Origin of the sequence: uncultured Slackia sp. (assembly GCF_934630525.1) — a bacterium.
Lineage (GTDB): Bacteria > Actinomycetota > Coriobacteriia > Coriobacteriales > Eggerthellaceae > Slackia.
On the sequence record NZ_CAKTVX010000006.1, the window covers coordinates 41,840 to 55,856 of the forward strand.

Annotated in this window: 10 protein-coding genes and 1 tRNA gene; 5 read left to right on the forward strand and 6 right to left on the reverse strand. The window is 56.0% G+C overall.

All coding sequences use genetic code 11. The features are described 5' to 3' along the window. Positions 1-9: 9 nt before the first annotated feature. The 4 genes from Q0D41_RS06230 to Q0D41_RS06245 are packed head-to-tail and all read right to left on the reverse strand — an operon-like array spanning position 10 to position 4,995. Complete coding sequence (locus Q0D41_RS06230) at positions 10-2,709, reverse strand: DrmE family protein (RefSeq protein WP_294376768.1); 2,700 nt, start codon at positions 2,707-2,709, stop codon at positions 10-12. Positions 2,710-2,721: 12 nt separating this feature from the next. After that, positions 2,722-3,792 (reverse strand): HpaII family restriction endonuclease, encoded by a 1,071-nt coding sequence (locus Q0D41_RS06235; RefSeq protein WP_294376770.1) that lies wholly within the window; start codon positions 3,790-3,792, stop codon positions 2,722-2,724. Further along, positions 3,776-4,798, reverse strand: a complete 1,023-nt coding sequence (dcm, locus tag Q0D41_RS06240) for a DNA (cytosine-5-)-methyltransferase (RefSeq protein WP_294376772.1) — start codon at positions 4,796-4,798, stop codon at positions 3,776-3,778. Before dcm ends, Q0D41_RS06235 begins: the two co-directional genes overlap by 17 nt. Beyond that, positions 4,798-4,995 (reverse strand): hypothetical protein, encoded by a 198-nt coding sequence (locus Q0D41_RS06245; protein ID WP_294376774.1) that lies wholly within the window; start codon positions 4,993-4,995, stop codon positions 4,798-4,800. The genes dcm and Q0D41_RS06245 overlap by 1 nt, the downstream gene beginning before the upstream one ends. Positions 4,996-6,978: 1,983 nt before the next feature. On the opposite strand from Q0D41_RS06245, the gene Q0D41_RS06250 reads away from it, so the two are divergent. Then, positions 6,979-8,157, forward strand: a complete 1,179-nt coding sequence (locus Q0D41_RS06250; protein ID WP_294376777.1) for an ATP-binding protein — start codon at positions 6,979-6,981, stop codon at positions 8,155-8,157. A gap of 145 nt (positions 8,158-8,302) precedes the next feature. Here the strand turns inward: Q0D41_RS06250 and Q0D41_RS06255 are convergent, their stop codons facing one another. Then, entirely contained in the window at positions 8,303-9,292 is a 990-nt protein-coding gene (locus Q0D41_RS06255; protein ID WP_294376780.1) for a hypothetical protein, read from the reverse strand. A 399-nt stretch (positions 9,293-9,691) separates the two neighbouring features. Here Q0D41_RS06255 and Q0D41_RS06260 point away from each other — a divergent pair, with 399 nt between their 5' ends. The 3 genes from Q0D41_RS06260 to bilS all read left to right on the forward strand — a co-directional run bounded on the left by Q0D41_RS06260 (position 9,692) and on the right by bilS (position 11,754). Then, a complete protein-coding gene (locus tag Q0D41_RS06260) occupies positions 9,692-10,213 on the forward strand; it encodes a gamma carbonic anhydrase family protein (RefSeq protein ID WP_294376783.1) in 522 nt (173 codons plus the stop codon). A gap of 198 nt (positions 10,214-10,411) precedes the next feature. Further along, positions 10,412-10,495 (forward strand) — tRNA-Leu (locus tag Q0D41_RS06265). A gap of 506 nt (positions 10,496-11,001) precedes the next feature. Further along, positions 11,002-11,754, forward strand: a complete 753-nt coding sequence (gene bilS, locus Q0D41_RS06270; RefSeq protein ID WP_294376786.1) for a flavodoxin family protein BilS — start codon at positions 11,002-11,004, stop codon at positions 11,752-11,754. Positions 11,755-11,855: 101 nt separating this feature from the next. Here the strand turns inward: bilS and thiC are convergent, their stop codons facing one another. Further along, positions 11,856-13,163 carry a phosphomethylpyrimidine synthase ThiC gene (gene thiC, locus Q0D41_RS06275; RefSeq protein WP_294376789.1) on the reverse strand — a complete coding sequence of 436 codons (1,308 nt, stop codon included), beginning with the start codon at positions 13,161-13,163 and terminating at the stop codon, positions 11,856-11,858. A 272-nt stretch (positions 13,164-13,435) separates the two neighbouring features. Here thiC and Q0D41_RS06280 point away from each other — a divergent pair, with 272 nt between their 5' ends. Then, complete coding sequence (locus Q0D41_RS06280; protein WP_294376792.1) at positions 13,436-14,014, forward strand: nuclear transport factor 2 family protein; 579 nt, start codon at positions 13,436-13,438, stop codon at positions 14,012-14,014. Positions 14,015-14,017 lie beyond the last annotated feature (3 nt).

Consider the following 14,017-nt stretch of genomic DNA (forward strand, 5'->3'; position numbering starts at 1 on the left):
AGGCACCGCCTACTCGAAGTAATAACCAAGTTTATTGACTGAAACCCTTTGGGGGCTACCGACGTGGTCGACGCAAAGGAGATCGATTTTCCCTGATTTGTGTCTTAGTCCAAAACCATCTATCGCATCTTGGAAACCGTATTTCAAGACGTCGTCCACGAATGATTGGGCAATTTTTTTGCTGATGTTCCGCCCGGCCTCGATGCGTTTTCCCCTGGCAATCCTGCCAGCTATGAGTATCCGTTTGATTTCCTCATCCGAGAAGGGATGTCCAAGGGCTTCGCCGATAGCCATGATGTCTTTTCTTCCGTTTTCTCCATTTGGCGCGATTCTGATGCTGCCGCGTATCCAGGAGTTGATGGTATTTTCGTGTTTCGAGATTCCTGCATCGATAAGTCTTCTTCTGATCTCGTTAGGGGTCATGCTGGCTTTTGCTCTCTCAATCGGCTCTCTCCAAGATCTAGCATTCTCGAGAACCTCTTCATATGAGTCGAAATTGTCCTTGCAGAGAGAATCAAGCGCACTACCATTTGCTTCCATTCGAAGGACGATGTCTCCTGGGTGCAGCATCGCTGCCGTTTTGCGGGCGCAGTTGACGGCTTCATCGCTTTCTTTGTCGATAATGATGAGGGCGTCTCCCTCTAGGGGATTGTCGGAAGTCGAAACCCTGAGCCATTTGTGGCTTCCATTGGAGAAATACACGGGACGGGCAAGATGCGATTCTTCGCCCTGCGCTGCGGCCTCGAAGGATGCTCTTTCATTCTCGATGGTGGCTATTATTTGCGTGATGGAGGCGTCGGTTTCGCGCCTCCTTTTGGTTTGAACAGAAAGGTCTTCAAAAGCATCGTCGGGGATTATTCCGAGCATTGACAGGGTCTTCCTTGTGTCGGCAAGCAAAGGATTATGGTGCCTTTTCCAAAATGAGTCAGCGTCCAGATACCAGTCAGTCTCTAGCTCAGTGCCTTCGCTTCCTCGATAAAGAAAAATGGTGAATATTTCGGAAAGGCCGGAGTGCAGAACTTTTTCCATTAGTTCTCGATTGAACCAGCCCGAGATGAAGACCTCCTCATCGTTTGACGTGCTGGCGCTCCTCATGAATTCGCGCAGCGTAACTACGCGAATTCGACGTTCGCCTGGCTCCTCGACGCCGAATACGTCTTGCCAATATTTGCGGGACTCTTTTGCGCTTATGGGGTCCGAGGCGATAAGGCAGATTCTTTTGCCGCGTGAAAGCGCTGCTTTAAATCTCTCGTATGCGACTTCTTCTTTAGATAAATAATCTGGCTTGAAAGCCTTCTTCAAGAGCGTAGATGCATTCGAGATGGCGTTGATTTCCTCCTTAGACAAATTGGCGCCGTATGCCGTATCGCAAAGCACCTTCGTTGAACTGTCTATGCGGCGTGCGTACTCGCGTTCGGTTTCCTCGCTGGCTATTTCGGTTTGTTTGAGGGCGCAGCTTAAAAGACGGCTCAGGGTTGCGACGGCCTTCTTCCCTTCTTCGCTCATGTCCGATCTTTTGCCGTTCGCTTCATATATGGCATTTGCCGTATATGAAAGAATTCCTGAGTCTTTAGTTGGCTCGTATCGAATCAGTCTATTGGCGTAGCGATCTTCGCGAAGAGACAGTTGCCATGCTGTAGAAGCTGCGGCTTCATCGAGCTCGGTGAGTGCCTTGTCGGTCCAGAGGAACTTAGCGAATCCGAGCTGGTCTAGGGCTTGGCTTTTGCGAAGCGTTCGTTCGTCGCAAAAGACAACAATCGGCGCATCGCAATCCATATCAAGTATCTCGTCGATATAGGCGAACGATTCGTCAATTGCTTCAGGTTCAGGTGCCTCAATGACGATGGCCCATGGTGGCAGAGTGTTTCCGGACTCGATTGCGTCGTCGATGAGTTCTTGTGCACAGTACAGATCTCCTAGCCCCATATCGTCTCTGCATATTGATATAAAGGCTGGTGTTCCTGCAAAACCATATGAGCAATACTCGGCCATCTCGCCTTTTTGGTTAATAAAGGCGGTTTTTACGCATTGGTCAATGGGAATGTTGCCATCCCCTACGGTTACACGCCCTTTGTGAAAGCGGGAGGGCGGTATGTTTGGGAAAGGAGATTGGGAAGTCGCAAATATGACTGCTCTGTTGCAGAGGGATATTCTGTCATGAAACAGCTTTGCCCCGGGTGATAAGTCGTTATATGCCTGCTGGGCGCATGAAAGGGCACTCTTTTTGCCAGTATTTTTTGTTGGTTTTGCATTCGGTGAGCAGGGCTGAATTCTTCCTGGAATATGGCTGAGGGATTGCGTGAAGGCGATTTGCGATGAATTTTTTCGCTGCTGACAAGTGTATGACAGCATTCGTCCAAAGGATTCGTCTTCGGAGAACCCTTTGAAGGTAAAATTCGTTCCGCATAATCCGACAAGGTCGCCTTCCTTCCAGTTCGAAGTCGAATACTCGACTTGATTCTCTCCAAGAAGAACATTGCGTATGGATAGCCCGAGGGCGAATGCAATCGCTTCAGCAGAGTAGTCGCAAACTCCAATAGCAATGGCGCGTGTTCCCTGTTCAAAAAGGTCGTCGACGAGGGCCTTATTAACCATGGTGCATGCACTGACAGGAATGGGGTCCTTGCCATCGTAATGGAGAATTATCTTCGTTTGGTCCTGCGTTGAAAGTGCACTATCGATATAGGACCGCCACTCCACTTCTTGCATGCTCACCTGCCTTTATTTGAATCGGATTTGCAAATTGAGGTTGATAAAGTACTCCCCATCTTCCTCGTAAACGCATCCAAAGTTATGCCTGCTGGTTGATGCCGTCTCGAATCTCGTGCTGTCGAGCAGGTAATCCTCGAACATGTCACGGTTGTAGATGTGAAATGCCAGCACTTTGCCGTCATCTCGCACGACAACGTAGCCGCCCGTGGCGTCGTCGCGCCCGTTCCATTTCTTCGCAGGCGTCATGCCCAGTGCGACCGCGCAAAGAAATTTCTTGAATTTGTATTCGTACATTCCCTCGCCCATGTCTAGGGCGTCGTCTCGTTCCATACCTTCGACGATGTGCCTACACGTTGGACCTTCGCCCGAATAGTATCGAAGCACGGCCTCCGCCATGAGCGACGGGAAAAGGCTGTCGACGAGGCGCATGTTGCGGTCGAATACGGGGTGTGCCGCGCGCTCGAAGAGGAATTCGCAGCTTCTTTCGAGGAAAGCGATGCGGTCTTTGAGCTTGTTCTTCGTGTCTATCGTGTTGGCGCGCTCCATGATTTCGCGGTTGCAGCGGTCGAGCTTGAAAACGAAATTGGTCGATGCTCCCGCGTTGAGCAGAGTAGGGGGATTGCCGAGCTCGGACTTGATGCTCCAGCCGCATACAGGGCTGAACCCGGTGTGCACATCGTGGATTTGGAGGACGATGTCGGCTTTGTCGGCCGATGGCGCCTTGAGGGTATGCAGTCCCAGTTCATCCATGAATTCCTCGGTCAGCGGCACGGCGAAGGCGCCCTTGGCGTGGCCGGCGGAGGTTATCTCGCGATAGAGGCTCGCGGCCTCGCTGGCCAACTTGCCCGTTTCGACTTCGGCGATGGTTTCGCCGCCGTCGAGCTCGGCTCGCACCAAGTCGCCCACGTAGTAACTGACGCGGGGCGCGCCCTTCTCTTCCCTGATGGCCCTTATGACGGGGATCGCGGGCTCATCGCTGAGTTCGTTGAGATTGGCGTCGGCTGGTTTGATCTCGCCGTCGGCGAGGATTCGGAGGAAGGCGTAGACCTCGCTCCATTCGCCCCTATTTCCCTTGAGCATCGAGGACCTCCTTTATCCGAACGGCGATCGCCTTGATGACTGGAACGGTCACGGAGTTGCCGAACTGCTTGTAGAGCTGCGTGTCCGCCAGCGTCAGCTTGTAGCTGTCGGGAAAACCCTGCAGGCGCGCCCATTCGCGCGGCGTCATCTTGCGGATGTCCTCCGCATTGATGCTGCCCTTGATGCGCGTCACGGGCACCATGGAATGCTCCCTGTGGTCGACGATCAGGTTGCGCTCGCGGCCCATGCCACCGCACACAATGGTGCCGGCGATGCCGTCGAGGTCCCTGATCTCGTAGCCGAAGCCGTGCCCGAGCGCCTCGTGATGGGCCCTGTGGCGCCGAAGGGTCTCCATGTAGGTGTCCGAAAGGTAGTATTTCGGGCTGATTGGAGCTTCTTCCATGATGTCGCGGATGGTCTTCTTGCGGCCCGCATGCGTTGGGAACTCGAATTCCTCTGGCGCGACGTCCTCCCTGAACGCGACGATATAGATTCGCTCGCGGTTCTGAGGCACGCCGAAGTTCTTCGAGTTGAGAACCTTGTAAAACGGCACGTAGCCGTCTTCCTTGAGCGCGCCGAGGATGGTCTTGAGGGTGCGCCCCTTGTCGTGCATGGGAAGGCCCTTCACGTTCTCGCAGAAGATGACCTTGGGCTTGTTGGCCCTGTCAGTGCAGATGCGCAGCGTGTCGAAGAACAGGGTTCCGCGCGCTCGGCCCTTGTAGTCGTCGTCGAAGCCCTTGCGCTTCCCTGCCAGGCTGAACGCCTGACAGGGGAAGCCGGCGAGGCATATGTCGAAGTCCGGCACCTCGGAGGCGTCGATTTGCGTGATGTCGCCCGCGATTTCGAAGGGGTCGTCGAAATTGGCGCGGTACGTCTTGCAGGCGGGCTCGTCGAACTCGCTCGCGAAGACGGTCTCTATGCTTTTGCCGAAGGCCTGGTCAAAGCCCATGCGGATGCCGCCGATTCCGGCGAACAGGTCTATCGCCTTGTATTTCGCGTCGGACATTAGCAGTCCTCCCCAAACAGGGATCGGTTCGCGAGTACTTCGTCCGTCGCGAGCTGGGTGAGCATTGCAGAGACGCTGGTGCTCTTTTTTTCCGCGATGAGCTCCATTGCGGCTTTCATTTCGGGGCTCACGGCGAAGACAAGCCGCTCGGTTTTCTTTCCAACCAGGATCTGCTTCCTGAGTTCGCTTTCGTTCATTGTTTCTAATCCTTGATGTAGAGATATGCACGGAATTGTGCACAGATTCTACTACAGGGATATGCTCCGCGAGGCGATTCATGCCATCCACTTCGATTTCAGATATGAGAGTGCGGCAGGGCCGTCTTGTGTGGGGGTCGCACGAATTTGACGGGAAGGCGGTCGTCGGGGTGGCGGTCATTGCTGGCGTTCGACGACATGAGCACTCTCCTTCAAGAACGGGGACCGATTGGATGCCTCCATCGTATCCCATATTCTGCGAAATCTGTTGCGTAACAAATTAAACGGTGGGGCGCTGGGGGTGTCGGGCGTGCGCAATTCTGCGCACTGCCGTGTCGACCTAGGCTCGACGAGGGATTTGTTGCGCAACATATTTCGTCTGCTAGCCCTTATCATCGGATGGGACAGATGCGCATTGGGTTGAATGGCGTTTGGTGATCGGAGGTCAATTGTGACGGGCGGTACTTATGGATACAGGTATCCAGGGGGCCATAGCGTTATCGAGACGGTACGCCCATTGGACTCCTGCGTCAGCGATTGCAAGGGTCGCGATAACGCGGGAAGCGATTTTCTTGAAGACGGGGATGCCAAGCGAAGGAAATTGCGCTCGAGCTCTTCTTTGTCGTCAAGCGCAAAGTTGAAGAAGGAGCAGGCGTCTATACGCTTGAGGGCGGCGTTCGTTGGTGCGCAGGTAAAGAACAAGCATGGACATACTGGCATAGTTACGTGCATCAATCCCAGCTCGGTCACGGTGTGCTATTTGATGAGCGGGAAAACGCAGACCTATCCGTTTCCCTCAGCGTTCAGGAGCAGACAAATCGAGCTCGCACAGCGATTGGACATCGGGGCCCAAGACGCCAAACAGCGCCGCGCGTTCGCTTATTTGAGGAGCAGTTGATGGTTTGGGGCGATTCGGGTTGGGACGAATCGCGATTATGGACGGAGGACCGTTATGCTTGCGAAAGGAACAACGGGCGGAAGCCTCGGCGCATGCGAAATTCCTCCTGCCGGTCGCAAAAGGCAGCGCGAATGGGCGAAGCGGTTTGACGCGCGCTGCAAGAGGCTATCGGGGTCGGTTACCGTGAGGAAGATGACGCCCGAGGAAATGGAACGCTACGGGGTGCGGAAGCCCAAAGTCGAATGACGTTTTGCTGGCATCAGAGGTTTTGGCTCATCTCGGCGATTTTGACGTCGCTGCGAGGTTGTGGCTGCGAGCCCTCGTTGGCCGTGAGGTCCGTGCTGCAGAGCGGCCTTTCTCGGATTCGGCCCCATCGCTACGCGGTGGAATCGTCGTTTAGGATGCCGCCCATGAGTTCTTCCCTGCTGAATGGCAAGTTGACGGTGTCGTTCTTGATTCCAGTGGCCGATGGTACCGTGCGCCGTCGGTCGCCTCGGGAACGGAGCGAACCCGTCGCCGACCTGCGTCCCGTACCCTCAAAGGAATTTCCGGTGATGGCGGGCTGTTCGAGTGGCACGGGTCTTCCGCAACTGACCCCAACCAGTTTTATACGCTGGCATAGGGGGGATGACCTCCAACAAGGTATCGGGGAGAAAATGGGGAGAGAGTATCGAATAACTCTTGTCGAAGAAAGCCCAGGTATACCGAGAAATGCCGAAAAAAGGAAGAAGCAAGGTGGTCGGCGCTGCTCTTGCAGCCCGAAGGTCATCGGTTCAAATCCGGTCCCCGCGACCAAAAGTTTTCAGCAGGTCAAAACGGTAAAAGTTCTGGCCTGCTTTTTTATTCCTGGCTCCCGAATTCGCTCCTGGGGAAGAATTTGAGAAGAATGCGTTCCCGTCGCGCAGGCGCGTTCCAGCTGTGTGCGTGACGTGTGGCACGATGGAGACGGGCGCGCGCCGATCTTCCCATGAAAGGGCAGATCAAACAGCAAGTCGTAACCGAGCTGATTGAAATCACTCATTGTACTGAGTAAAAATACTCAGTACGACAAGAATGTGGGTTCTGGAATGTTTGAGCGGCATTATGTGAAAACCATCGTCGATAGGATTTCCGAAGCAAATAACCCGCTTATGCAGGTTGTCGTTGGGCCTCGTCAAACAGGCAAGAGCACAATGCTCGGTCAAGCTTTGGTGAAAATCGACACGGAGCAGTTTTTCATAAGCGCAGACGACGCCATCGTTCCGAGTGAAGAATGGCTTCAGGTTGAGTGGCAGCAGGCGAGAAATGCTACGCGATCGGGGTCGCGCCCCGTGGTGCTTGTCGTTGACGAGATTCAAAAGGTGCCCCATTGGTCGCTCGTCGTTAAATCGCTCTACGATGCCGATCGGCGAAACGACACGCCGGTTCGGGTTGTTCTAAGCGGCTCGTCATCGCTTCTACTGCACAAGGGATTGGAAGATTCCCTCATGGGGCGCTTCGAGCTTATTCATTCTCCGCATTGGAGTTATTCGGAATGCTCCCAGGCGTTCGGCTTCTCGTTTGACGATTATCTCTATTACGGTGGCTACCCTGGCGCAGCGCGATTTGCGAGCGATGATGCTCGCTGGATTTCGTATATTCGTGAAGCGATTATCGGGCCGACGATTTCGCAAGACGTTTTGGCCCTTGAGGATATTCGCAAGCCGGCGCTCATGAGGGCGCTCTTCCGGCTTGGGGCGACGTATTCCGCGCAAGAACTCTCGTATACCAAGATGCTTGGGCAGCTGCAAGATGCGGGCAATACGGTGACGGTTGCGCATTATCTCGATTTGCTTGATAAGGCGGGAATGCTTTGCGGCATTCAGAAATACGATGCCAAAGAGGTGAGACGAAGAAAATCGTCGCCACATTTCATGGTGTATGACACCTCGCTTATGACCGCATCGTCGGGAATTGAAAAATCGAGGTATTTGGGCGAGCCCGATTTGCGCGGCCATTTGGTCGAATCGGCGGTTGGTGCACGGCTTCTTGCGCGGGCGTCCGAAGAGGGTCTGAGCGTGTATTGGTGGCGCGAGGGGACGAAAGAGGTCGACTTCGTCGTTTCGAAGGGCTTTGATTCGCTTTCGGCTATTGAAGTGAAAAGCGGCAAGGAAAAAGGCCAAAGCGGAATGGCCGATTTCCTGTCTGCCCATCCGAATGCGAAACGAATCGTTGTTGGCGGCGCGGCGTCTGGCGCATGCGGTGTCGAGGAATTCCTCAAAGATGAGGTGGAATTGTTCTATTAGCCCGCCGTTTTGTTGTTGCTTGCTGCGCCGAAACCGGCGCGTTTATCAAAAAGGCCGATTCCGGGTTTCCGGAATCGGCCTTTGCTGTTATTGGGCGATGACGCTATACAGGTCGAATTCGTACTTGAACGGTCGCGGCGTCTTGTTACTTCAAAGTCACCATTTCGAACATGGGCAGAGCATCTTCCCAGGTGAGATTACTGTTGGCATAAATGCTGACCGTCGTGCCGTTCGATGCTTCGGCATACAGGTACGTAGCGCCATGCGTAGCGACGAAACGCGTCCACGTCACGCCATTGATTTCGACTTCGTCAATCTCGCCGCCACCCATGTTGTTCTGGGCGAGCTTGGCTTCACCCATCGGGTCTTTGGAGGCGGTGTATACGTCGACGTGCGCATCATCTACGGCATCGAGGCTGAACTCGGCTTCGCTGTGCTTCTCATCCATTTCGGTAAGCGTCCAGCCATCGGCAGCCTTCGCGCTATAGGTTTCGAAATCGACTCCGCCAAGAGCCTTGATTTCGTCAGCCTTTTCCTTAACTGCCTTGTATTCGTCGGTCTCGCATCCCGTGGTGTCGAAGTGCATCACGCTGGGGTTGGTTCCGCCCGATACGTCATTCTCGAATTCGACGGTAATAGGTCCGTAATAGTTGTTGTCAACGACCCAGAAATACACCCACTCAATGCTTTCGCCAGGTGCGATGGTCGGGTTGCCCTCTGTTTGGGCATCTTTGCAAAGCTCCGCCGGCGGGGTTTCGATCTCTTCGACATACGCGGTGAATGTGTTGAAGATGCTGTCGCCCGGCTCAAGGTTGCCAGGAGCGGCGTTCGTCGTGAAGCTGAAGCGATCAAGCGGCTTGTCGCTCGTGTTCGTGATGCGTACGCGCAGCCAGAAACCATCTTGCCCGTAGAACTCGCCGCGATAGTATGTGCCATCGGCGAGCGATTCGACGGTGAAGCCTTCGACTTCGATTTTCTGGGATTCGTAGGCCGATTTGCTGGCGGCAGCATCGCCGCCCGATTCGCCTTGCTCGCCGCCGCCACCGCCGCATGCGACCATCGTGCATGCAAGCGCCGCGGACAGTGCGACTGCGGGCGCGCCCAGCAGAATCTTCTTCGTCATGGGTTTCATCATTCCCATCACTTCCTTTCGCATCGCGATCAAAAGCCGCTCTCCCTTCGGCGTCCATCGCGCCAGTTCGGCTTCCAAGGCGATTGTGCTGCGTTCACCGGCGCGCGCGAAGTACTCTGCGGCCCAAATGGTGCGCGCGCAAAGTCCCAAACGGCCAAAAGGGGAAGCGGTGGTTTGGTTGGAACTGGTTTGCTGACGAAGCGGTCGGGCTATTCGTTGGTACCCATGAGGCGCCTCCGGGTAGCCGCCCTTCTCGTTTTGTCGCCGACGAGAATGCGGTATGGTCGCGCTCATCGGATTACGGACACTTGAGCATATGTGTGGGGAATGGGTTCTGATACCATCCGTGAACCATGCCGCTCATTTCTTGCCGCGACGTGCTTAAGAAGAGGGAGGAATACCATGATTATTGAATTCAAGGGCATGCGTCCTGATGTGGAGAAAGCTACGTTCATCGCCGACAGCGCCACGCTTTCCGGCGATATTCATTTGGCGGAAAACACTTCCGTATGGTTCGGCGCATCGGTGCGTGCCGAAGTCTCATCCATCACCATCGGCCGCGACAGCAACGTGCAGGATAACGCCATGCTTCACGCCGATTACGATTTGCCTATTACCATCGGCGAGCGCGTGTCGGTGGGGCACAACGCCATCGTGCACGGCGCCACCATCGAGGACGACGTTATTGTGGGCATGCATGCCACGGTTATGAACGGTGCCCATGTCGGTCGCGGTTCCATTATTGCCGCTGGCGCGCTGGTCAAAGAGCATGCCGTGATTCCTGAGCGCTCGCTGGTTGCGGGCATTCCTGGCGTGGTCAAGCGCACGTTCACCGAAGAAGAACTTCAGCGTCAGAAGAAAAATGCGGCGGTGTATATCGATGACGCGAGCGAGTACGCCAACAATGTCAAAATTGTAGGCTAGCGAGTTTCTGGGCGGTTGAGCATTATTGCGAATCGCTGCGGCTGGCGTCGTGTGTCGGCGTCTTCGCATCGAATGACACTCGCTTTGGTATCTCCGTGCCTGTCCTAACGGTTTTCCTGGCCTGCATCGTTGCTTTTTGCGCGTGCTCTGAAATTTCGGTTTGCGCTTTCGGGAACATCGGGTATAATTCGATTTCGCGCCCGAGTGGCGGAATGGCAGACGCGGCGGTCTCAAAAACCGTTGTCGAAAGACGTGCGAGTTCGACTCTCGCCTCGGGCACCATTCTGAATTTGAAAAGCCGGCTTCTAAGGAAGTCGGCTTTTTCTTTTCTTAAGACTTTAGTCTTACGCGCGCTTAGCCGCGCCAAGAAAAAAATGCACGCTCGGGCAGCCGATGCTTTTCTGCATGGTATATGGGAGCCTATCGAAAACGCGTGTTCTGCTCGGCATATGGAGGCCTCCGAAAGCATGCATTCTTTTCGGCATTGGCAGAAAACGCCGCAATGGGGCCCGATTGCAAGAATTTGGGAACGTGCTGCCAGGAAACGCCACGATGGGGCCTTTTCTTGGGCAAATATTCTTCGGTTTTCTTTTCGAAAAATTGCGTGACCTGGCCTTTTGTTGAATTTGGTTGCTCTGTGCGGGCTTTTGCCAGCCTCTTCCTTTGCAGTGAGGCCTGCAGAGAGGCCCCCTTGTCGCGTTTTCTGCCATCTGAGGCTCGAGGCGCTGCACGGTTTTCTTACGATGCGTTTCGGCGTAAGGTGTCTGTGTCAAGAGATTGGAGCTGTTATGAATATCACGTGTTCTATGGCTGTGAGCAGCAAAAGTGGAAACACCAAATTGGTGGCTGATGCGCTGCAGCGCGAATTGTCTGACGCTGGAGTGCGCTTTGTGACCTCTTTCGATTTGGATGCCGCGTATGCGGAATCGGCGCAGCCGGAGGGTGCTGAAGGTGCCGAAGAGGCAGAAGGTGCCGAAAAAGTAGAAGGCGTCGAAAGCGCGAAAAGCGTGGAAGGTGCCGAAAATGGCCAGGGTGCAAATGTTGATGCGTCGGTGTCTGCCGCTTCGGCCCCCGCAGCGTCGATTCCTGCAGCGTCGGTTCCCGCCGCATCGGCGCCTTCCGCATCGACGCTTGCCGCGCAGGCGGGCGAGGCCGACGTGGTATTCGTCGGCTTCTGGTGCGACAAGGGCTCGTGCAGCCCCGCTGTTCAGCATTTTCTTCAGGGGCTTGCGGGAAAGCGCGTTTTCCTGTTCGGCACCTGCGGCTTCGGTGAAAGCGACGAGTATTTCGCGCAAATTCTCGAGAGGGTCCGCGCGTATTTGCCCGCTGACGCGCAGTGCATCGGCGGCGCGATGTGCCAAGGCAAGATGGGCGTGGGCGTGAAACGTCGCTACGAGGGCATGCTTGAGAAAGACCCCGAGAACGCTCGGGCTCGCATGCTGATCGATAACTGGAACAAGGCGCAAAGCCATCCGAACGAGGGCGACTTTTCGCGCATCGCGGCTGCGGCGAAAGAAGCGCTCGAGGGCATTGCCGAGTAGTGGGTTCGCCTAAAAGAAGGAGGCCAAGGGCATAAACCCTTGGCCTCCTTGGTATCGCATGTGTCGAGTGCCTCCTGGGGGCCTTCGTCTTTACCCTTCGCCTACAGCAGGCTGACGTTTTCGCCCTTCATTGCCTTGTTCATGGTGCGCACCGAACACATGGCGCCGCACATGGTGCAGGTGCTCGGGTCGTGCGGGTTGGTGCTCGCCACGTATTCTTCGGCCTTCTTGCGGTCGATGGCCTCGTCGAACATCGCGGGCCAGTCGAGGCGCTGGCGGGCGCGAGCCATGCGGTCGTCCCAATCGCGAGCGCCAGGAATGCCGTTCGCCAGGTCGGCGGCGTGAGCGGCGATCTTCGAGGCAATGACGCCCTCGCGCACGTCCTGCACGCTCGGCAGGCGCAGGTGCTCGGCGGGGGTCACGTAGCACAAGAAGTCGGCGCCGTTTGCCGCGGCGATCGCGCCGCCAATGGCCGACGTAATGTGGTCGTAGCCAGGCGCGATATCGGTCACCAGCGGCCCCAGCACGTAGAACGGCGCGTTGTGGCACAGGGTCTTCTCGATTTGCATGTTGGCCGCGATTTCGTTGAGCGCCATGTGTCCCGGGCCCTCAATCATGACCTGCACGTTGCGCTCCCATGCGCGCGTGGTAAGAAGGCCCAGCTCAATGAGCTCGCTTACCTGGCCTGCGTCGGTGGAGTCGCTCACGCAGCCAGGGCGCAGCGCGTCGCCGAGCGAAATGGTCACGTCGTATTGGTACAGAATATCGAGCAGTTCGTCGTAGTGCTCGAAGAACGGGTTCTCGTTGCCCGTCATTTCCATCCAGGCGTAAATCAGGCTGCCGCCGCGGCTCACGATGTTCATCATGCGGCCGCTGCGCTTGAAGCTGTCGATGCTCTTGCGGTTGAGGCCGGCGTGAATCGTCACGAAGTCCACGCCTTCTTCGGCATGCGCACGCACGACGTCAAGGAAGTCTTGCGCGGTGATGTTGGCCAGGTCCTTTTCCAGGTAGCCGACGGCGTCGTACATAGGAACGGTGCCGATCATCGCGGGCGACATGTCGACGAGCGCGCGGCGGAAATCGTGCGTTTTGCCGTAATTCGACAGGTCCATAATGGCTTCGGCGTCGAACTCGAGCGCCGTGCGCACCTTCTGCATCTCGCATTCATAGTCGCGTTCGTCGCCGGAAATGCCCAGGTTCACGTTGATTTTCGTGCGCAGCCCCTCGCCAACGCCATGCGCGTGCAGCGCAGGGTGGTTGTGGTTGGCGGGAATGGCAATGGTGCCGCGCGCGACGCGTTCGCGAATGATTTCGGCGTCGATGCCTTCGTCTTCGGCAACCTGCGCCATCTGCGGCGTGACGATGCCGAGCTTGGCGGCTTCCATTTGGGTTGAATAGGTTTGGGTCATGGTCGCTCCCTCAATAGACGGGCAGCCCCTGCGCCTCGCTGCGACGCTTGCGCGCCCGCTTTCCGCAACGACTGTCCGAGGTTTCTGCGCAAGTATAGCCGCTCGCGGCGCATGGGGCGAACACGCTTCGCCGTATGGCGCGAATTCTGCACCAGTTATTGCGAAAACGCCCCTTTCCTTCAAGGAAAACGAAAGGGCGTGGCGCATGGCACGAATTGTGCTGCCCGCCTAACAAAGGCCCGATGAAGAAAACGGCGGAAAGAAGGTTTGCGATGAAAGAAATCGAGCAGGGCACATTGCGATCGGCGGAGGACCATTTTGCGGAAGGTCCCTCGCTCGAGGAGCGCGTTGCGCGCATTGAAGCTCGCGAGCGGGTCGAAGAACTTCTCGCACACTATGCGCGCTGCGTTGACGCGCAAGATGCACAAGGCGTGGGCGCTGCGTTTACGGAAGATGGGGAAATGTGCAACCCTGGCATGCCTGCTTTGAAGGGCCGCGCGCGTATCGCGAAGCTCTATGGGAAGTTGTTGCCGGCGTTGCGCACGTCGTCTCACCTTATTGGTGTGCAACAGGTTTTGTTTGAGTCGAGCGAAAAGGCGTTGGTGCATGCGGCGTTTCAGGCGTGGGACTCGTATAAGGCCGACGACGCTCCCGACTGTTTTTCGTTCGGGTTCTATGAAGTTGAAGCGGTGCGCGAAGCCGATGGCGAATGGCGCATGACGGCGCTCAACATCAACTTCGCGGGGCAACTTGAGACGACTGTCGACGGTCGCCTGCGCGACGGCGAGGGCGTGAACGGGCGTTTTTGCGAGCAATTCGCTCGTCCGTGGCCGCCAGCACCCAGGGAGTAACCG

Coding starts and splice junctions, on each gene's coding strand:
- Q0D41_RS06230 (WP_294376768.1), bottom strand. CDS start 2,709: ATGCAAGAAGTGGAGTGGCGGTCCTATATCGATAGTGCACTTTCAACG.
- Q0D41_RS06235 (WP_294376770.1), bottom strand. CDS start 3,792: ATGCTCAAGGGAAATAGGGGCGAATGGAGCGAGGTCTACGCCTTCCTC.
- dcm (WP_294376772.1), bottom strand. CDS start 4,798: ATGTCCGACGCGAAATACAAGGCGATAGACCTGTTCGCCGGAATCGGC.
- Q0D41_RS06245 (WP_294376774.1), bottom strand. CDS start 4,995: ATGAACGAAAGCGAACTCAGGAAGCAGATCCTGGTTGGAAAGAAAACC.
- Q0D41_RS06255 (WP_294376780.1), bottom strand. CDS start 9,292: ATGATGAAACCCATGACGAAGAAGATTCTGCTGGGCGCGCCCGCAGTC.
- Q0D41_RS06260 (WP_294376783.1), top strand. CDS start 9,692: ATGATTATTGAATTCAAGGGCATGCGTCCTGATGTGGAGAAAGCTACG.
- bilS (WP_294376786.1), top strand. CDS start 11,002: ATGAATATCACGTGTTCTATGGCTGTGAGCAGCAAAAGTGGAAACACC.
- thiC (WP_294376789.1), bottom strand. CDS start 13,163: ATGACCCAAACCTATTCAACCCAAATGGAAGCCGCCAAGCTCGGCATC.
- Q0D41_RS06280 (WP_294376792.1), top strand. CDS start 13,436: ATGAAAGAAATCGAGCAGGGCACATTGCGATCGGCGGAGGACCATTTT.